Source organism: Mesorhizobium maamorense (assembly GCF_044998965.1).
Lineage (GTDB): Bacteria > Pseudomonadota > Alphaproteobacteria > Rhizobiales > Rhizobiaceae > Mesorhizobium.
The window spans coordinates 440153-457997 of sequence record NZ_CP173356.1; the positions used below are offsets into that span (position 1 = coordinate 440153).

The 17845-nt window shown below is 63.2% G+C and carries 19 protein-coding genes; 18 read left to right on the plus strand and 1 reads right to left on the minus strand.

The window, feature by feature from the left end:
* The first annotated feature begins 45 nt into the window (after positions 1-45).
* From ACIU1A_RS02685 to ACIU1A_RS02725, 9 genes are all read left to right on the plus strand, one after another.
* A complete protein-coding gene (locus ACIU1A_RS02685) occupies positions 46-219 on the plus strand; it encodes a phosphopantetheine-binding protein (RefSeq protein ID WP_404926513.1) in 174 nt (57 codons plus the stop codon).
* Positions 198-500: a diguanylate cyclase domain-containing protein gene (locus tag ACIU1A_RS02690; protein ID WP_404927836.1), complete on the plus strand. Its 303-nt coding sequence runs from the start codon at positions 198-200 to the stop codon at positions 498-500. The genes ACIU1A_RS02685 and ACIU1A_RS02690 overlap by 22 nt, the downstream gene beginning before the upstream one ends.
* A gap of 91 nt (positions 501-591) precedes the next feature.
* Complete coding sequence (locus ACIU1A_RS02695) at positions 592-807, plus strand: hypothetical protein (protein ID WP_404927837.1); 216 nt, start codon at positions 592-594, stop codon at positions 805-807.
* A 28-nt stretch (positions 808-835) separates the two neighbouring features.
* Positions 836-1594, plus strand: coding sequence for a diguanylate cyclase domain-containing protein (locus tag ACIU1A_RS02700; RefSeq protein ID WP_404926514.1), 759 nt, complete (start codon positions 836-838; stop codon positions 1592-1594).
* Between the two features lie 70 nt (positions 1595-1664).
* The gene (locus tag ACIU1A_RS02705; protein ID WP_404926515.1) at positions 1665-2147 is read left to right on the plus strand and encodes an EAL domain-containing protein; all 483 of its coding nucleotides are present in this window, start codon (positions 1665-1667) and stop codon (positions 2145-2147) included.
* Positions 2140-2484, plus strand: coding sequence for an EAL domain-containing protein (locus ACIU1A_RS02710; RefSeq protein WP_404926516.1), 345 nt, complete (start codon positions 2140-2142; stop codon positions 2482-2484). Before ACIU1A_RS02705 ends, ACIU1A_RS02710 begins: the two co-directional genes overlap by 8 nt.
* Before the next feature lie 857 nt (positions 2485-3341).
* On the plus strand, positions 3342-4304 hold the full coding sequence (locus ACIU1A_RS02715; RefSeq protein ID WP_404926517.1) for an ArdC family protein: 963 nt from the start codon (positions 3342-3344) through the stop codon (positions 4302-4304).
* Between the two features lie 140 nt (positions 4305-4444).
* The gene (locus tag ACIU1A_RS02720; protein ID WP_404926518.1) at positions 4445-4855 is read left to right on the plus strand and encodes a DUF2958 domain-containing protein; all 411 of its coding nucleotides are present in this window, start codon (positions 4445-4447) and stop codon (positions 4853-4855) included.
* Positions 4856-5069: 214 nt separating this feature from the next.
* Complete coding sequence (locus ACIU1A_RS02725) at positions 5070-6596, plus strand: ParB/RepB/Spo0J family partition protein (RefSeq protein ID WP_404926519.1); 1527 nt, start codon at positions 5070-5072, stop codon at positions 6594-6596.
* 29 nt (positions 6597-6625) lie between these two features.
* Here ACIU1A_RS02725 and ACIU1A_RS02730 read toward each other — a convergent pair whose 3' ends face one another.
* Positions 6626-6946 (minus strand): hypothetical protein, encoded by a 321-nt coding sequence (locus ACIU1A_RS02730; protein WP_404926520.1) that lies wholly within the window; start codon positions 6944-6946, stop codon positions 6626-6628.
* Positions 6947-7198: 252 nt separating this feature from the next.
* Between ACIU1A_RS02730 and ACIU1A_RS02735 the strand changes: the two genes are divergently transcribed.
* The 9 genes from ACIU1A_RS02735 to trbB all read left to right on the plus strand — a co-directional run bounded on the left by ACIU1A_RS02735 (position 7199) and on the right by trbB (position 17835).
* Positions 7199-7522: a DUF736 domain-containing protein gene (locus ACIU1A_RS02735; protein WP_013533279.1), complete on the plus strand. Its 324-nt coding sequence runs from the start codon at positions 7199-7201 to the stop codon at positions 7520-7522.
* 149 nt (positions 7523-7671) lie between these two features.
* Positions 7672-7908, plus strand: a complete 237-nt coding sequence (locus tag ACIU1A_RS02740) for a helix-turn-helix transcriptional regulator (RefSeq protein ID WP_404926521.1) — start codon at positions 7672-7674, stop codon at positions 7906-7908.
* A complete protein-coding gene (locus ACIU1A_RS02745; RefSeq protein WP_404926522.1) occupies positions 7905-8453 on the plus strand; it encodes a S26 family signal peptidase in 549 nt (182 codons plus the stop codon). The genes ACIU1A_RS02740 and ACIU1A_RS02745 overlap by 4 nt, the downstream gene beginning before the upstream one ends.
* Positions 8441-9124 carry a lytic transglycosylase domain-containing protein gene (locus ACIU1A_RS02750; RefSeq protein WP_404926523.1) on the plus strand — a complete coding sequence of 228 codons (684 nt, stop codon included), beginning with the start codon at positions 8441-8443 and terminating at the stop codon, positions 9122-9124. Before ACIU1A_RS02745 ends, ACIU1A_RS02750 begins: the two co-directional genes overlap by 13 nt.
* A 181-nt stretch (positions 9125-9305) precedes the next feature.
* Positions 9306-11276 carry a relaxase/mobilization nuclease RlxS gene (rlxS, locus tag ACIU1A_RS02755; RefSeq protein WP_404926524.1) on the plus strand — a complete coding sequence of 657 codons (1971 nt, stop codon included), beginning with the start codon at positions 9306-9308 and terminating at the stop codon, positions 11274-11276.
* Between the two features lie 868 nt (positions 11277-12144).
* Positions 12145-13965, plus strand: coding sequence for a glutamine--fructose-6-phosphate transaminase (isomerizing) (gene glmS / locus ACIU1A_RS02760; protein WP_404926525.1), 1821 nt, complete (start codon positions 12145-12147; stop codon positions 13963-13965).
* A 345-nt stretch (positions 13966-14310) separates the two neighbouring features.
* Positions 14311-16341 (plus strand): conjugal transfer protein TraG, encoded by a 2031-nt coding sequence (locus ACIU1A_RS02765; protein WP_404927838.1) that lies wholly within the window; start codon positions 14311-14313, stop codon positions 16339-16341.
* Positions 16342-16456: 115 nt separating this feature from the next.
* On the plus strand, positions 16457-16870 hold the full coding sequence (locus tag ACIU1A_RS02770) for a CopG family transcriptional regulator (protein ID WP_404927839.1): 414 nt from the start codon (positions 16457-16459) through the stop codon (positions 16868-16870).
* Positions 16867-17835 carry a P-type conjugative transfer ATPase TrbB gene (trbB, locus tag ACIU1A_RS02775; RefSeq protein ID WP_404926526.1) on the plus strand — a complete coding sequence of 323 codons (969 nt, stop codon included), beginning with the start codon at positions 16867-16869 and terminating at the stop codon, positions 17833-17835. The genes ACIU1A_RS02770 and trbB overlap by 4 nt, the downstream gene beginning before the upstream one ends.
* Positions 17836-17845: the final 10 nt, after the last annotated feature.

Below are 17845 nucleotides of genomic sequence, written 5' to 3' on the forward strand. Positions count from 1 at the left end.
GCGCGGGCGGCCTATGAGGGCGCCGCGCGGCGCGGTCGTGACGGCGTGGCAGAGATCTGGGCGGAGCTTCTCGGGGTCGAGCGGGTCGGGCGCCACGAAAACTTCTTCGAACTCGGCGGCCACTCGAGCTCGATGAGCGGCAGCATCTGCGGCGTAGTCGCCGTACTCTGCGGGAGAGCAATGGCATTGCCAGATTGGTGGGCGGCGAATTTGCAATAACTGCTACGCGCGATGTCAGGCCAGATCAGATCAGGTCCTTGGCCAAACAGATAGTAAATGCCATGCGCGACCCATTTCTGATCGAAAGGCGCGAAATATCTTGCAGGGCGTCTATAGGCATCGCTTTGGCGCCCGCTGACGGTTTGGATGCCATCCAACTCCTGCGGTGCGTGGACACCGCGCTATACAGGGCCAAGACGCTGGGGGCGGGGTCCATCCAGTTTTTCAGCGCAAACGACGATGAAGCTGCACGAGGCGCCATGTCCTCGAACGCGATCTGAAATCTGCGCTGGCCAATGACCAAGCTTTGGCTCGCATTCCAACCCTTTTCTCGACCTCGGAAGCGATAGCGTCCGGGGGTATGAAGCGCTTCTGCGGTGGCGGCATCCGACCCTTGGCACGATCTCCCCGTCCCAGTTCATACCTATCGCTGAAAAACGGGTTTGGGAGCGGCGGCTATCATGCCAGATCCACGCACTGTCGTTTCCGCAACGGCGTTGCCCGCGGATTGGATGGCGGCTGGCGTGGCCCTCGTTCTGTCGTCATCATCCTTTTGGCCATCATCGGCCTCGCCCTCGATGTGCGTGATCTCCGCCGCGCCGGCTAGATAACGCGTATGCAGGAGCTGGTCGACGCGGCCGTCGAGGGGCTGATCGTGTGCGACAAAACCGAGATCGTGGCTGCCAATCGCAGTTTCGCAGCGCTTGACTGCGTCGACGGCTCGCAACCGGTCGGACGCCCGCTCACGTCCTTCTTTCCCACGGCCTCCCCAGGCGAACTCACAGGCACCGCGCAAACGCCGCTGGAGGTGGAGCTATGCGCGACGGACGGCACGATGGTCCCCGTGGAGCTGATCCGGCACAGCATCCTTTATGCCGGTAAGCCGCATCAGGTGTTTGCCGTGCGCGACATTCGCGGGCGCAAGCGGGCGGAGGAGGAAATTCACTTCCTTGCCCACCACGACCCCTTGACCAAGCTTCCGAACCGCACGAGCTTCAACGAAAAGCTCGAGGCAGAGCTTACGGCACATCTCGACACTGAGCGGTGTCTTGCCGTGCTCTTCCTCGATTTCGACCGCTTCAAGGAGATCAACGACCTCTTCGGCCATGTCGTCGGAGACGCCGTGCTGCAGTGTGTGGCCGAGAAGATCCGGGGCATCCTTAAGCCCGGGCAAATGGTTGCGCGCTTGGGCGGCGACGAGTTCGCTGTGATTGTTCCCGGTCTGCCGAGCGCGGGCTATGCGACGCGCACTGCTGAAGCCATCCTGGACGCATTCAATGACGCAGGCGCCAACCTGCCCGCCGGCGTCACCATCGGCACCAGCATAGGCATCGCTGTATTCCCGAACGATGCACCCGATGGCAGCGTTTTTTGAGCCATGCCGATGCCGCGCTCTATGAGGCCAAATGCAGGGGCGGGGCGTCTGTTGCGTTTTCGAGCCATCCATGGGTGAGCATCTGCGCGATCGTCGCCAGTTCGAGCACGACGTCCGTCATGCGTTCTCGCGCAAGCAACTGCACCTCGTCTATCAACCGCAGGCGGAACTCTTGTCCAACGAAATCTTTGGTTTCGAAGCGCTGCTCCGGTGGGATGATCCGGAACGCGGCGCCGTTCCGCCGGCGGTGTACGTCCCGATCGCGGAGGAGTGTGGCGCCATTCTGAAGATCGGTGAATGGGTGCTGTGGACCGCCTGCGCCGAAGCGGCAAGCTGGCAACAACCGCTGGCAATCAGCGTCAACGTTTCGGCCATGCAACTCCATGGCGGGAATTTATCCGAGTTGGTCGGGGCAGTGCTGAAAGAGACCGGTCTCGATTCCTTCCGCCTCGAGCTGGAAATTACCGAAACTTGCCTGATCAAGGACATAAGGGCGCGCGCTCGCCGCGCTGCGCCAGCTCAAAGGCCTTCGGGTCCAAATCGCAATGGATGATTTCGGCACCGGGTACTCGTCGCTGTCGAATTTGCGGGCCTTCCCGTTCGACAAGATCAAAGCCGACCAGTCTCTAGTGCGGGCGGTAGATAGCAGCGACGAGGCGGCTGCCGTCATGCGTGCTGTCTTTGGCCTCGCCCGGGGTCTCAAGCTCCCCGTCTTGGCAGAGGGCGTCGAAGCCGACGCGGAATTGACTTTCCTTCGGGGAGAAGCCTGTGATGCGATCCAGGGTTATCTTCTCGGCCGACCTTGCCCGATTTCGACTTCGCTCAGCACACGATCGGCAATGATAGGGCAGCCGCTTCCCGGCGGTTGGGGAACCACGAACTGCGCGTGATCAAGAACAGCGCGGCTTGATCGGCAGTGGGTCGCACGGTGCAACATCACGCGCTGCTACAAGCCGCTCGAGCTGCGGGAGGTGATCGGCAAGTTCACGATCGATGAGGTGAGGGAAAAGGTTCGATGCCAGCAGTGCAAGAGCCGCGAATGGATCAGCGCAGAGCTATTCCACCCAACTCGAGCAGCACACGATCTGCCTCCGGCGCTCGGCGTTGGGAGATCTGGCGGGACGAATAGGAAAAAAGGCCGGCGCCGTCTGGTGGAGGTTGCCTGAAATGGACGCCGGCTAGATGAGAGTGTACGCAGCACCGATACTTGAGTCTTGACGCTAAGTCACCTGCGGCAATTTGGGATGGACCGGCCCTCTAGCGAGGTAGGTCAGCACGCGCCGGGCCTGACCGGCGGGGGCTCGGAAGCGAAACATGGCAGCGGCTGACTATACGGCATTGCTAATGCCAAACCGCAGCTCCAATCGTCGCGGACCCGAGTGGCGCCCGCGCGCCTGAAGGCGCGCGCCGGGTGCTCGTTCACCGAGCCCGCTTTTTCCTCGGCAGGCTCGGGCGGTCTCGGCCATCCGGCTTCGCCCCCTGGCTCGGGCAGCCTGGCGGCTGCTGACGGCCGCCGGCCGATTGGCCGGCGTGGTTTCATTGTGGCCTTCCCCGGTGGCGCGCGGTGGGCGGCTCTCCCTTCTAGGCCCGCCGCGGCATCCCGCAACCCTTCGCTGCGCTTCGGGTCCTCCTCTGCGTTCCGGTCCTTCGGATGCGGTCCGCCTTTCACGGCGGGCCTTTCCGGTCGTTTTCGCCGCCCACCCCGCTTCCGGGGGAGGGCGCGATTTGGCGAGCGGAGGAGCAGCGCATGCGTTCAACCAACAAACGTTCCGGCAGCCGAAAGGCTGGCGCAAGCAGGGGCGGGCGCTCAGGCGCCAGCCTTTATCAAGAGATCACGGACCGCATCATCGCCGAGCTCGAGCGCGGCATCGTGCCATGGGTCAAGCCCTGGGGAAGCGCGAAGGCAGGTCCCGGCCTGCCCAGGAACGCGGCCACCGAGCGCCGCTACTCCGGCATCAACATCCTCATCCTGTGGGGCGCGGTCATCGAGCGCAGCTATGCCAGCCAGAACTGGCTGACCTTCCGGCAGGCGCTTGCCCTTGGCGGCAATGTCAGAAAAGGCGAGCGCGGCACGACCATCGTTCATGCCGACCGCTTTGTTCCGCAAAACGAAAAGGAACGCGCCAGGGCTGATGGCGACGAACCACAGGCGGTGCCTTACCTGAAGCGCTTCACCGTCTTCAATGTCGCTCAGTGCGACAACCTGCCCGAACATCTCCATGCCGCCGCCGAACCGCTGCCGTCGCGCCAGATAATCCCGCAGGCCGAGACGCTCATTCGTGCAACCGGCGCGGATGTCCGCATCGGGGGCGATCGCGCTTTCTACATGCCGGGCAGCGACTTCATTCAGGTGCCGCCGCAACCGGCCTTCTTTCAGCAGATCAACTATTACCGCACCTGCTTTCACGAGCTTGGCCACTGGACTGGCCACCCGACGCGCCTTGCGCGCGACCTCTCCGGCTCGTTCGGCTGCAAGGCCTATGCGCGCGAGGAACTGGTCGCTGAAATCTGCGCAGCCTTCGTCTGCAGCACTATCGGCATCGAGCCCACCGTGCGCCATGCCGATTATATCGGCTCATGGCTGACGGTCCTGCGCGAGGACAATCGCGCCATCTTCCGCGCCGCCAGCCATGCCTCGAAAGCCGCCGATCTCCTGCTCGGCTTCAATGCCGACGTCGAAGGCGACGCGCATGCCGAGATCGCCGCATGAGCGCGCCTGATCCCCATGCGCGACAGGCTTGTGCTTCTGATGGCGCGCGATGTGGCCGCGCGGCGCACAAGCCGCTCGATGTCGGCGTGTTTGTCTCAGCCGCTCTCAATCAGCACCAACCGTTTTGAAGGAAAGCGGCAATGATCCTGATCACCGACGAACTGCGCCTTGTTCTGCTCGCCAATGGCGCTGCCGAGACCGAAACCGACCATGTTCCGGTCGTGAAACTGTTCAATCCGGTCGGCGCCGCCACCTGGCTTCTGAGCGAGCTCGACGCCGATGGCGATACACTCTTCGGCCTTTGTGATCTCGGTTTCGGCTTCCCCGAACTCGGCAGCGTCAGCCTTGCCGAGCTCCAAGCGCTCAAGGGGCCGCTTGGCTTGGGCATCGAGCGCGACCTGTATTTCAAGGCACGGTTTCCGCTCTCTGTCTATCCCGAAGCCGCTCGCCTATGCGGCCACATCACCGAGGCCGAACGGCTCTTGCGGCAGGCCGCCGCCGCCCTCTCGCTTCCCCTTCCCGAGCTTCCGCCCGACCGGGCGGAACAATAGCGCCATCCGGCGCAAAACCGTCGCGCCGCTCGGCCTGCGGCCTCGCGGTCAGGCACTTTCAGGCAACAGCAAAGGAGAAAGACCATGCAGCTTGCCCACGTTTCCATTGACCAATTGAGCGTCGCCGCCGCCAACATGCGACATTCCAAACGCGCGCCCGACATCTCCGACATCCTGCCGTCGGTGCGCGCGCGGCGTCCTCGTTCCGCTACTGGTGCGGCCCAACGGCTCGCCCGAAACGTTCGAGATCGTTGCCGGAGGGCGACGGTATTTCGCCGCCAAGACCGTCGCCGGCGAACGCGGCGAGGCCGAGCCGCTGCCATGCGCCATCATGGAGGATGGTGACGACGCCGACGCGCTCGAAGCCTCCCTGATCGAAAATATCGCCCGCCTCGATCCCGACGAGGTCTCGCAATGGGAAACCTTTACCCGCCTCATCAGGGAAGGTCGCACCATTGCCGATATCGCGGCCACTTTCGGCCTCACCCAGCATCAGGTGAAGCGCATTCTGGCGCTCGGCGAGCTTCTGCCTAGGATTCGCGAAGCCTATCGCCGCGAGGAAATCGACGCCGAGACGGTGCGCCATCTCACCATGGCCTCGAAGGCGCAGCAGAAGGACTGGCTCGCGCTCTTTGCCGACCCCGACAGCCGCGCGCCGCGCGGCTGTCAATTGAAGCAATGGCTGTTCGGCGGCCAGTCGATCTCGACCAAGGTGGCGCTGTTTGCCATCGAGGATTATCCCGGCCTGATCGTCTCCGATCTGTTCGGCGAGGAAAGCTATTTTGCCGACGCCGACCTGTTCTGGCTCAAGCAGAATGAGGCCATCGCCGCCAGACGCGATGCCTATCGTGAGGCCGGATGGAGCGACGTGATCGTGCTCGAGCCGGGACAGCATTTCCACGCATGGGACTACGAAAAGACGCCGAAGAAGAAGGGCGGCAAGGTCTTTATGTCAGTCTCGCATCACGGCGAGGTCGGGTCTCAAGAGGGCTGGCTATCGCGCAAGGAAGCCCGCCGCGCCCGCGATCAAAGCGAGGCCGCAGAGGCCGGGACCCCGGACAAACCCGCGCGGCCCGAACTCACCGGACCGATGCAGAACTATGTCGATCTGCACCGTCATGCCGCCGTGCGCTTGGCGCTCCTCGACCATCCGGCAGCAGCACTTCGCCTGATGGTGGCGCATGCGATCGCCGGCTCAAGCCTGTGGCAGGTGCGCATCGAGCCGCAGCGCGCCGCCAACCAGACTGTGGCCGCGAGCCTCGCAGCCTGCAAGGCCGAGGCCGCCTTCGCGAATAAGCGGCGTGCGGTCCTGGCGCTGCTTGGACGATCCGACGAAGATGGTACAATCGCCGGCGGCAATGGCGGCGGCATCGGCACTGCGACCCTGTTTGCGCATCTGCTGACGCTGTCCGACGACGATGTCCTGCGCGTCCTCGCAATAGTCATGGCCGAGACGCTTGAAGCCGGCAGCGCCGTCGTCGAGGCGCTCGGCAATCATCTGCATGTCGACCTCGCCGCTTGCTGGCAACCGGACGACGCCTTCTTCGACCTGTTGCGCGACAAGGAAATCGCCAATTCCATGCTTGCCGAACTCGGCGGCAAGCATGTCGCGGACGGCAATGTCGCCGAGAAGGTGAGGACGCAAAAGACGATCATCCGCGACTTTCTTTCCGGCGAGAGCGGCCGCGAGAAGGTGGGAAGCTGGCTGCCGCGCTGGATGAAATTCCCGGTCGAAAGCTAAACGCAGCGAGGCGGCTTGCCCACCGCCGATCAATGGGTGCGGGTCCGGTCCCTGTTCGGCTGCCAATAGGCGTCACGCTGGGCGGCGGCTGCCAGGTTGGCCGCCGCCCGGCAAAGTACCCCGGTCGCACTGGCCGCATGTTCGAGACCTTTGGCCCCCGCGTCCCCCGGCACAATCCAGCCCTGCAAGCCGCCTTGATCCCGCGGATCGATCAGCCCGTTGCATGCCTGTTCTGGCGCCAGACCCGTAGGCACGATCTCTTGTTGGCATGCCACGGCATCAGCCCGCAGTCCCGCAAATCCCGGCTCTCCTGGCTTGGCTGCAGCGACCGCGCTTGCCACGATCTCCATGCTCCCTGCCAGGACCATCCCCTGCGGCTGGCTTGTTGACCTATAGACGGGTCCGGCCGCCCGAAACCCTCGCCAGCAGCTTTTTCCCCGCCGCCTGCGGCGGCTTCCTCGCGCCGCTCCGCTTCAAAAAAGCTGCCTGCTCGGGTCCTCCGCTGGCGCTTCGGCCTGTCGGGTTCAGGCGCTCCGGACGCGTCCATCACGGTCCGCCATCGCAGGGGATGGTCCCCGGCGACAGCAAAAGGAGACTTCGAAATGACCGCGATCGGTTACGTCAACAAGCAGGAAAACGGCGCCTACAAGGGCCAGCTCAAGACCCTCAGCGTCCGCGCCGACATCGACATCATCCCCAACCAGGCCAAGAGCGCCGACAACCATCCCGACTACCGGGTGCTGACGCAAGGGGTCGAAGTTGGCGCCGGCTGGATCCGCACCGGCGAAACGTCCGGCAAGGATTATGTGAGCCTGTCGATTGCCGCGCCGGAGTTCGGGCCCCGCAAGCTCTACGCCAATCTGGGCCGCGCCGCCGGCCAGGACGATGACGACACCTACGCCATCATCTGGAACCCGGCCGACTGATCGGCCGACCCGAGCCCCGCGCCGCAGCCGGCGCGGGGCTCTTCCCACAGGAGCGGCGAAAACTCGCCTCCCACTCTTCGCCCGTCCCCGGGGCGCCCTCGTTCGCCCATCCTCGCCGTCGCTTCTCCTTAAGCGACACGAGGACAATCATGGATGACGAAAACGAACGCGCCGCCCGCGCCAAGAAGGGCAGTCCGTTTCTCAACACAGCCCAAGCCGCCTTCTACATAGGGCTCTCCCAGCGCACGCTGGAAAAGATGCGGCTTAACGGCGGCGGCCCGAAATTCCGCAAGCATGGCCGTTATGTGCGCTACCACATCGACGAGCTCGACGAGTGGTCGAAAGGCCAGAAGGTAACCGGCTCCGGCGATGGAGGCCGCCCATGAGCCGGCGTCCCTCCATCCGTCTGACCGGCAGCCGCCTGCGTCGCGTTCGCGCGACAAAGGCGATAGCCGCGACCGCGATTGCCCTGGGCCTCATTGCCTTTGGCCCCCTTGCAAACCCGTCGCCCTGGCTGATCTGGAACGCATCGGCGAGCGCGCCGGTCGGCCTCTATCGCGTCATGGCGGGAGCGCCCGCACGCGGCGACCTGGTGCTCACCGGCGCACCCGAAGCCATCGCCGGCCTCGCTGCCGAACGCGGCTATCTCCCGCGCGGCGTTCCCCTTGTAAAGCACATTGCCGCGCTGCCGCACGAATGTGTCTGCGCCTTCAGCAAGGCGATCATCATCGGCGGCAAGATCGTCGCGCGTCGGCTCGCAACCGACAGCCAAGGCCGTCCGCTGCCCTGGTGGAGCGGCTGCCGCGCGCTCGCCGACGACGAATTCTTCGTGCTGAACGGCGAGGCGCCACGCTCTTTCGACAGCCGCTATTTCGGGCCGGTGCCGGCCGCGAATGTCATCGGGAGGCTCGTGCCGCTATGGACCGAGTGACCCTCCTGATGCTTGGCATGATCGCTGTCGCGCCATGCGCCTGTTCCGCCTCGACCGGCGCTGAGCCGGTCGCCATCTCCCAAAGTCCGCAGCTTGGAAAGTGGCAGCACTTCGTTGCCGAAGCAAGCAAGCGTTTCCGTATTCCTCAGGCCTGGATTTACGCCGTGATCGATGCCGAAAGCAGGGGCAGGACCATGCTCGGCGGCCGCCCAATCACCTCGCGCGCCGGCGCCATGGGCCTCATGCAGCTGATGCCCGACACCTATTCGGAGATGCGTACCGAGCAGGGCCTGGGCGCCGATCCACACGATCCGCGCGACAACATCCTGGCCGGCACGGCCTATCTCCGCGCCATGTATGACCGTTTCGGGTTCCCCGGCCTGTTTGCCGCTTACAACGCCGGCCCCGAGCGCTACGAGGCGCATCTGAAGCGCGGCAAGCCGCTGCCGAAAGAGACCGTCGACTATCTCAAGCAACTCGCGGCGGCCGGTGTTTCGGCCACCGACATGAAGAAATCCAGCGGCCAATCTGTCGCTCCAGGCGGGCAAAATGCGCCCTCGGGGCGCTCGCTGTTTTTCCTGCAAAATGGTGTTCGCGCCGGCGCGCGAAACGGCGATCTCTTCGTGCCGCTGGGGATGGACGTCGCACCGGTCAAGCAGCCGGACCGCTAACAGCGGGCGAGCTGGACGCGTCCGAAGGGGCAGGGCGCGTAAGGCAAGATAAAGGCACCGCCTCCATGAGGCGGCGAAGTGTTTGTCTGCACATCTTTTTTGCCGGAGGCAGCCTCCAGCGCCAGGAGAGCTTTTTCGGAGCGCAAATGGCTAATTCGACTCTGTAAAACGCGGAGGCTACATGCAGGATGACGAGTTCAGACCCAAGCTCGGGAAGATAGGCTCCCGTGGTTCGAAGGCAGGCAAACGCTTTGCCGGCCAGGTCCGGGCGGCGATCAACCGAGCCGGTGGCCGGCCCCAGCGTGGTGGCCGCTTCGTTGGGAGCCGGACGGGCCGCGGCGGGGCGACGGCCGCGCTGCTGAAGTCACGCGATCGCCATGCAGCCTTCCGCCAGCGCCGGGTCGTCATCAAGGCGCGTGTCGTCAAGCTTTCCGGCAAGAGCGCGGACGGGCCGCGTGCGCATCTGCGTTACATCCAGCGCGACGGCGTCACCCGGGACGGCGCGCCTGGCGAGCTCTATGGCGCCGAAAGCGACCGCCTCGCCGGCAAGGACTTCCTCGATCGTGCCGATGGCGATCGCCATCAATTCCGCTTCATCGTCGCACCCGAGGATGGCATCGAATTTGACGACCTCAAGCCACTGACGCGGCGGCTCATGGCACAGATGGAGGAGGATCTCGGCACGAAGCTCGACTGGGTTGCCGTGGATCATTTCAACACCGGCCATCCGCACACCCATATCATCGTTCGTGGCAAGGACGATCGCGGCCAGAATCTCGTGATTGCGCGCGAATACATCTCGATCGGCATCCGCGAGCGCGCCGCCGAGCTGGTCAGCCTCGATCTTGGTCCGCGCACCGACCAAGAGATCGACCATCGCCTGCGTCAGGAAATGGAGCAGGACCGGTTCACCAGCATCGACCGCCGCCTGCTGCAACGGCGTGACCACAGTGGGCTCGTTTCGCCCGATAGCCGCGACGCGTTTCGGCAAACCTTGGAGCAGGGGCGCCTGCGCAAGCTCAAGCGGATGCATCTGGCCGAAGAGATCAGCTCGGGTCGATGGCGCCTCGATGACGGGCTAGAAGCGACGCTGCGCCGCATCGGCGAACGCGGCGACATCATCAAGACCATGCATCGCGAACTGGCGGGCAGGGGGATTTCCCGCAGTGCCGCCGATTGGGTGATCCATGATCGATCCGGCGACCCGGTCGACCCTGTCGTCGGCCGTGTTGTCGCGCGCGGGCTGGCCGACGAGCTCACCGACCGGCATTACCTGATCGTCGACGGTGTTGACGGCAAGACCCGATACATCGACATCGGCAAAGGCGAGGCGACAGAGCCGACGCCCGACGGCTGCATCGTGCGTGTCGCGCCGAGGAACACAGAACCCAGGCAGGTTGACCGCACGGTTGCCGAAATCGCGGCTGCCCATGGAGGCCGCTACAACATCGACATTCACCTGAAGCACGATCCGACCGCCAACGACCGCTTCGCCGAAACGCATGTCCGTCGGCTGGAGGCGATCCGGCGCGCTACCGGCGGCGTCGAGCGCGAGCCCGACGGCACCTGGATCGTCGCGCCGGATCATCTCCATCGTGTCACCGCCTACGAGCGCCAGCAGGCCAGGCCCCAACCTGTCACGGTCGACAAGCTCTCTTCCATGCCTCTGCAGCGGCAGGTTGGTTTTGACGGCGCCACCTGGCTCGACGGCCAGCTGGTCTCCGATGGATCAGAGAGGTTGCGCAATTCGGGCTTCGGCCGTGAAGCCCAGGAGGCGCGGAGCCGCCGACAGCAGTGGCTGATCGCGCAAGGTCTTGCCCATGAGGAGCAGCATCGGATCGTCTATCGCGCCAACATGATCGCGATCCTCCGCCAGCGGGAGCTGAACCGTGTTGCCGGTCAGCTCTCGGAAGAGCTCGGTCTATCTTATGCTGAAACGCGACCCGGGGACCGGGTAGAGGGCACGCTCCGCCGCTCAGTTGAGCTCGCCAGCGGCAAATATGCCGTTATCGAGAAATCGCGCGAGTTCGTGCTCGTCCCTTGGCGGCCGGTGCTCGAGCGGCATGTCGGCAAAGAGGTTTCCGGCCTGGTGCAGCGCGAGGGCGTCTCTTGGAACATCGGTCGGCAAAGGAGTGGACCAAGCGTCTCGTGACTTTAATGGCAGCCATGCGCAGGCGCGGTTTCACTCGACTGGCCCGGCTTTCGACAAGGTGCTCCGGGAGCCGATTGCCACCGGCTCTGGCGGGGTCTGCCTCATCAAAAGTGCGTTCGCCGCCGATTGCACTCACCTCGGCGCCTGATCGCAAACTGCCGTGGGGTCGAGCAGATTTGCTGAACCAGCCACGACGAAAAGCAAAGGGATCGAGCTCCTTCCGACGGCTATCTGCTGTGGATGCGCTCCACATGCCATGAGGCATAAGGTGGCACGACGCGTCCGCCCGCTTGCATAGTCAGCCAAAATTGGGGCTGATAGCCCCCGATTCGCATCGCCATCGATCTTTGATGCACGATCAATCGACCAACGCGGAAGACGGGAATGCGCTGGGCAGCAGAGGAAACTAGCATTGCAAATGATTCTTAGGGCCTTCGGCAGAGCCTGGCATTCCGCTTTATCTAAGATCGACACAGCCCGGTTGCGACGGCAGCGCAGGCAACTCCGCGACTAAGTCGGCCGCCGGACCATCCTGCCCGCGAAACGCGGCGGTGCCCACGAGGGACAGCTTGCACGGACGATTTGCGCGGCCGGCTCGGTCGAAAGCCCGCAAATCACGACAGTTGGTGGCGAATTTACGGCTTTCTCACTCTCTGAGGCGGGTGAAGCTGAGGTCAGGAGCCCTGTTTAGCCGAGGTCAAAGGTCCTCTCGCCGGGTCGTCAAACACGTTTCCCGACCATCCGCTGGCTGTATGGCAGCTATCCCAACAATCGATTTTACCTCCTTCGCCGAATTCCACTAGGGGCTGAGCGGTGGCGGGTTTCCTTCGCGCCGACTGAGGCAACGGGGAAGAGTTCGGAGACGATCATGTGCGGGATTGTTGGCATCGTTGGACATCAGCCAGTGTCGGAGCGGTTGGTTGACGCGTTGAAGCGGCTCGAATATCGCGGCTATGACTCAGCCGGCGTCGCCACCATTTGCGAGGGCTCGTTGAACTGCCGGCGCGCCAAGGGCAAGCTTGTCAATCTCGAGAGAAGATTGAAGGAAGAGCCGCTGAGTGGCTTCATCGGCATCGCACACACGCGTTGGGCAACCCATGGGGCACCCACTGAGCGCAACGCGCACCCGCACATTGCGGAGGGTGTGGCCGTGGTTCACAACGGCATCATCGAGAATTTCGCCGAGTTGAAGGACGAACTGGCGGCGGCGGGCGCCGAGTTCCAGACCGATACCGACACCGAAGTCGTCGCTCATCTCTTGGCAAAATACCGCCGGGAGGGCATGGGGCGGGGCGAGGCGATGCACGCCATGCTGAAGCGCGTCAGCGGCGCCTACGCCCTTGCCGTTCTCTTTGAGGATGATCCGTCGACCATCATGGCGGCGCGCAACGGACCCCCATTGGCGATCGGTCACGGCGACGGCGAGATGTTCCTGGGCTCCGACGCCATCGCGCTTGCGCCCTTCACAAATGCAATCACCTATCTCGTCGATGGCGACTGGGCGGTTATCAGCAAGACAGGCGCCGACATCTTCAATTCCGATGGTCATCCCGTCGAGCGTCCGCGCCAGACTTCCCTTGCCGGGGCATACCTGGCCGATAAGGGCAATTATCGCCATTTCATGGAGAAGGAAATTCATGAGCAGCCCGAGGTTGTCGCCCGTGCGCTCACTCATCACGTCAACTCCGAAGGGAATCCCGATACGGCTTCTTGCATAGATTTTGCCAGCATCCCGAGCCTCGCGATCTCGGCTTGCGGCACAGCCTATCTGGCTGGACTGATCGCAAAATACTGGTTCGAGCGCTATGCGCGCCTGCCGGTCGAAATCGACGTCGCGTCCGAATTCCGCTACCGGGAGATTCCATTGCCGCCGCACTCGGCGGCTCTTTTCATTTCGCAGTCCGGTGAAACCGCCGACACGCTCGCATCTCTGAGATACTGCAAGGCGCGCGGGCTGAAGACCGGCGCTGTCGTCAACAGCCGGGAGTCGACCCTCGCGCGGGAGGCCGACGCGGTCTTCCCAATCCTTGCCGGGCCGGAGATCGGCGTCGCCTCCACCAAGGCTTTCACCTGCCAGCTTGTGGTTCTTGCCACACTCGCCATTGGTGCTGCCAGGGCCCGTGGAACGGTAACCGAAGCTGAGGCGAAGGCGCTCGTCGCGAGCCTTGCCGAAATGCCTCGTATGATGCGCTTGGTCCTGAACAGCATCAAGCCAGATGTCGAGCTCCTGGCGCGCGAACTGTCAAAGTGCCATGACGTCCTGTATCTCGGCCGCGGCACCAGTGTCCCACTGGCCATGGAAGGTGCGCTGAAGCTCAAGGAGATTTCCTACATCCATGCCGAGGGCTATGCGGCTGGTGAATTGAAGCATGGTCCGCTCGCATTGGTCGACGAAAACATGCCAGTGATCGTCATCGCGCCACATGATCGCTTTTTCGACAAGACCGTCTCCAACATGGAGGAAGCGGCCGCCAGGGGAGGACGGATCATCCTCATCACTGATGAGAAAGGGGCCGCTGCTTCGAAACTCAAAACGATGCACACGATTATGCTGCCGACCGTCGACGAGATTATCGCGCCAATGATCTTTGCCCTGCCGATACAGCTTCTTGCCTACGACACGGCTGTCTCCATGGGCAAAGATGTCGACCAACCGCGCAATCTCGCAAAATCGGTTACCGTCGAATGATTTGTGATGGCCCGTCCATACGAAACCCGCCGGAGCAAAGCGCGTCATCGGCCACTTGGATGTCGAGGAGATGCCGATCCGTTCAGCTGCCTGTGGATCGTATCTCGCGCTGAACGCATGCCTGCGTTTTGATCAGACGAAGCAAAAACACAGATTAGATCGCGATCGCCGAGGGCGGCCATGGCCAGTGACCCAGTCTGCGGCGCGGGCTCCAGGCGAGTAAAAGGCTGCTCTGTGAGCGATCCGGCCCATTCCCCATCGCACCTGGTCGTGCGTATTGTGCATTTCAGTTCACATCGCGCCGCGCGATGCTTGCCCCGACGTTCAGAACAGCGGAGCAAGCCAATGACACCCACCAAGTTGCTGGTTGGGCAGATCGCCGTCGTATTCGCAATCGTCATCCTCGGGGTGTGGGCGGCCACGCAGTGGTGCGCCCACATGCTGGGTCATCAGCCGCCACTCGGCACGCCGTGGTTTGTCGTGGCTGGCTGGCCGATCTACAAGCCGTGGAAACTGTTCGAATGGTGGTACCATTTCGACCCCTATGCGCCCGAGGTCTTCGATAAGGCCGGTGCGCTCGCCGGCGCCAGTGGGTTCGTGGGCTGTGCCGCAGCCATCGCGGGCTCGCTCTGGCGCGCGCGACAGCTCGGATCGGTGACGACCTATGGCTCATCGAGGTGGGCAACGACTCAGGAGATCGAGAGGGCAGGGCTGTTTCGACCGGCCGGCGTTTTCCTCGGCAAGCTGAAGGACCGCTATCTGCGACATGACGGGCCCGAGCACGTCATGGCCTTTGCCCCAACGCGATCAGGCAAGGGCGTCGGACTGGTTGTTCCAACGCTTCTGTCCTGGACCGGGTCGGCCGTCATTCACGATATCAAAGGTGAGAATTGGCAATTGACCTCCGGCTGGCGGTCGAAATTCTCCTATTGTCTTCTCTTCAATCCGACAGATCCGAGGTCGGCGCGCTATAACCCGTTGCTTGAGGTGCGAAAGGGTCCGCAAGACGTCCGCGACGTTCAGAATATCGCCGACATCCTGGTAGATCCGGAAGGTGCGCTGGATCGCCGGAACCACTGGGAGAAGACAAGTCATTCCCTCCTCGTCGGCGCCGTTTTGCACGTTCTCTATGCCGAGGAGGAAAAGACGCTTGCCCGCGTCGCCACTTTCCTGTCGGACCCGCAACGTTCCTTTTCCGCGACGCTGCAGCGGATGATGACCACCAACCACCTGGGCACGCCTGACAAGCCTGAGGTCCATCCTGTGGTGGCCTCGGCGGCACGCGAGGTGCTGAACAAATCGGAAAACGAGCGTTCGGGTGTTTTATCGACCGCCATGTCGTTCCTCGGGCTCTATCGCGACCCGACGGTTGCGTCGGCAACATCGGCCTGCGACTGGCGCCTTGTCGATCTCATGGATGCCGAGCGACCGATGTCGCTCTATCTGGTCGTGCCGCCGTCGGACATCTCGCGCACCAAGCCCTTGGTACGACTGATCCTGAACCAGATCGGCAGACGCCTGACGGAGCGCCTTGAGGGCGACCCTAAGAAGGGTCGCAAACATCGGCTCCTCATGATGCTCGACGAATTTCCGGCGCTCGGTCGGTTAGATTTCTTCGAGACCGCGCTCGCCTTTATGGCCGGCTACGGCATTCGCGCTTACTTGATCGCGCAATCCTTGAACCAGATATCCAAGGCCTACGGCGAGAACAGCGCCATTCTCGACAACTGCCATGTGCGCATTGCCTTTTCCTCAAATGACGACCGCACGGCCAAGCGCATCTCGGACGCGCTCGGCACGGCGACGGAACTGAGATCCATGCGCAACTATGCCGGCCATCGTCTGGCCCCCTGGCTGTCGCACGTCATGGTCAGCCGCCAGGAAACGGCCCGACCGCTGCTGACTCCTGGCGAGGTGATGCAACTGCCCCAGAACGACGAGCTGGTGCTGATTTCAGGGCTGCCGCCATTGCGCGCGCAGAAGCTGCGCTACTACCAGGATCGGAATTTCACGGAACGCGTGCTACCGTCCCCGGTGCTGCGGGACGGCACTTACGCCGACTGTCCCGCTTCGCGCCCGGACGATTGGACTGGACAGGTCCGCGGCGTTGACAGCCGTCTGGCTGCAGGCGACGAGATTGTCGACGCGGCGATCGCGGACGAGGGCGGTGTCCAGCAGCAGCGACATCCAGCTTTGCCAGAAGATCAAGTCGTGCTTTCTCAAGAAGCTGACCAGGGCGATCTCTTCAAGTCTGTTGACGATGATAGCGAGCCGGTCGCCGACAAGCGTGTCATGGATCGGATTTCGACAGCTGCCCGCGCCTACGGCATCAACGAGGGAAGGGGCGACGACAAAGACATCGTGCCCGGCTTCTGAACGCCGTCCTGACGGCGTATTTCGGCGTAGATAACGGCGATAAGCTTTTTTGGGCATCTGGCGGATGCTTGTTGCCGTCGCCGGCGCGTCGGCGCTGGCAGCTGGAAGAAGCCACATGAAGCCCCGCCGCATTCGTCACCAATTTCTGCTTGAGTTTGAGCTGAGCGAGAAGCTGGACAAACTCAGTCGTGATCCTTCGACCACCAAATCGGCGATTGTCGCCAAGGCGGTAGAAGCCTTCATCGAGCGCCGTGGCGAGAATGAGCTCGACAAACGCTACGGGGTACGGCTCGACCGTCTTTCTCGCGACCTCGCGTATGTCACGCGCGACGTCGAGATGATGCTGGAGAGCCTGGCGCTCTTCATCCGCTTTTCGATCACGCTCCACGCCCACACGCCGGTCCCGGACAGGGTAACGCAGGCCATTGGCCAGGAGCGCTTCGACAAATTTGTCGAGCAGGTGGCTCGGCAGATCGCGTCCGGAAAACGATCGCTTGGCAAAGACAATGACGTGGGAGGGGAAGGGTGAACTCTCATCCTGAAGCCGACCACCGCCGCAGCGCCATGCTGCGAACCGCCATGGGTCCGGCGATCACCAAAGCGCTCTCCGATCCATTGATCATCGAGGTGATGGTCAATCCCGACGGAGCACTGCGGCTCGATCGGCTCGGAGAAGGCCTGGTCGACACAGGCGTGCACATCCATCCTGCCGAGGCGGAGCGGATCGTCCGCCTCGTCGCTTCCCATGTGCGGGCCGAAGCGCATGCGGATAAGCCGATCGTCAGCGCCGAACTGCCGTCGGGCGAGCGATTCGAAGGCCTGCTGCCACCCGTGGTGTTGGCGCCATGCTTTGCTATTCGTAAGCCTGCCGCAAAACTCTACACCCTGGCCGATTATGTCGCTGACCGCGTCATGCTGCCGCTGCAGGCCGATGCGTTGAAGGGAGCCGTCCGCGAACGGCGCAACATCCTGATCGCAGGCGGCACGTCCTCGGGCAAGACAACCCTTGCCAATGCGCTGCTGGCCGTCGTCGCCGACTGCGACGAGCGGGTGATCCTGATCGAGGATACGCGCGAACTTCAATGCGCAGCAAAAGACTGCGTTGCCCTGAGGACGAGGCGGGGTTCGGTCACGCTCGCCGATCTCGTGCGTTCGACACTGCGCCTCAGACCCGATCGCATCATCGTCGGCGAGATCAGAGGCGCCGAAGCGCTCGACATGCTAAAGGCGTGGAACACCGGTCATCCAGGCGGCATTGCCACGGTTCATGCCAACTCGGCGCGGTCTGCCCTCTACCGCATCGAGCAGCTCGCACAGGAAGCCGTGGTCGCCGTTCCCCGCCGGCTCATCGCCGAGGCGATAGATCTGATCGTCTTCATCGCTGGCCGCGGACCCTCACGCCGCATCGAGGCGATCGCCGAGGTCACTGGTCTCGACAGCAGTGGCGACTACGCCGTCACCCAGCTCACGCTTCCGCAACTCCAGCAACTCTGAAAGGTCATTT

Bases quoted from the DNA above. Each gene is read 5' to 3' on its own strand.
- ACIU1A_RS02700 (WP_404926514.1), top strand. From the start codon at position 836: ATGCAGGAGCTGGTCGACGCGGCCGTCGAGGGGCTGATCGTGTGCGAC.
- ACIU1A_RS02705 (WP_404926515.1), top strand. From the start codon at position 1,665: ATGGGTGAGCATCTGCGCGATCGTCGCCAGTTCGAGCACGACGTCCGT.
- ACIU1A_RS02710 (WP_404926516.1), top strand. From the start codon at position 2,140: ATGGATGATTTCGGCACCGGGTACTCGTCGCTGTCGAATTTGCGGGCC.
- ACIU1A_RS02715 (WP_404926517.1), top strand. From the start codon at position 3,342: ATGCGTTCAACCAACAAACGTTCCGGCAGCCGAAAGGCTGGCGCAAGC.
- ACIU1A_RS02720 (WP_404926518.1), top strand. From the start codon at position 4,445: ATGATCCTGATCACCGACGAACTGCGCCTTGTTCTGCTCGCCAATGGC.
- ACIU1A_RS02730 (WP_404926520.1), bottom strand. From the start codon at position 6,946: ATGGAGATCGTGGCAAGCGCGGTCGCTGCAGCCAAGCCAGGAGAGCCG.
- ACIU1A_RS02735 (WP_013533279.1), top strand. From the start codon at position 7,199: ATGACCGCGATCGGTTACGTCAACAAGCAGGAAAACGGCGCCTACAAG.
- ACIU1A_RS02740 (WP_404926521.1), top strand. From the start codon at position 7,672: ATGGATGACGAAAACGAACGCGCCGCCCGCGCCAAGAAGGGCAGTCCG.
- ACIU1A_RS02745 (WP_404926522.1), top strand. From the start codon at position 7,905: ATGAGCCGGCGTCCCTCCATCCGTCTGACCGGCAGCCGCCTGCGTCGC.
- ACIU1A_RS02750 (WP_404926523.1), top strand. From the start codon at position 8,441: ATGGACCGAGTGACCCTCCTGATGCTTGGCATGATCGCTGTCGCGCCA.
- rlxS (WP_404926524.1), top strand. From the start codon at position 9,306: ATGCAGGATGACGAGTTCAGACCCAAGCTCGGGAAGATAGGCTCCCGT.
- glmS (WP_404926525.1), top strand. From the start codon at position 12,145: ATGTGCGGGATTGTTGGCATCGTTGGACATCAGCCAGTGTCGGAGCGG.
- ACIU1A_RS02765 (WP_404927838.1), top strand. From the start codon at position 14,311: ATGACACCCACCAAGTTGCTGGTTGGGCAGATCGCCGTCGTATTCGCA.
- ACIU1A_RS02770 (WP_404927839.1), top strand. From the start codon at position 16,457: ATGAAGCCCCGCCGCATTCGTCACCAATTTCTGCTTGAGTTTGAGCTG.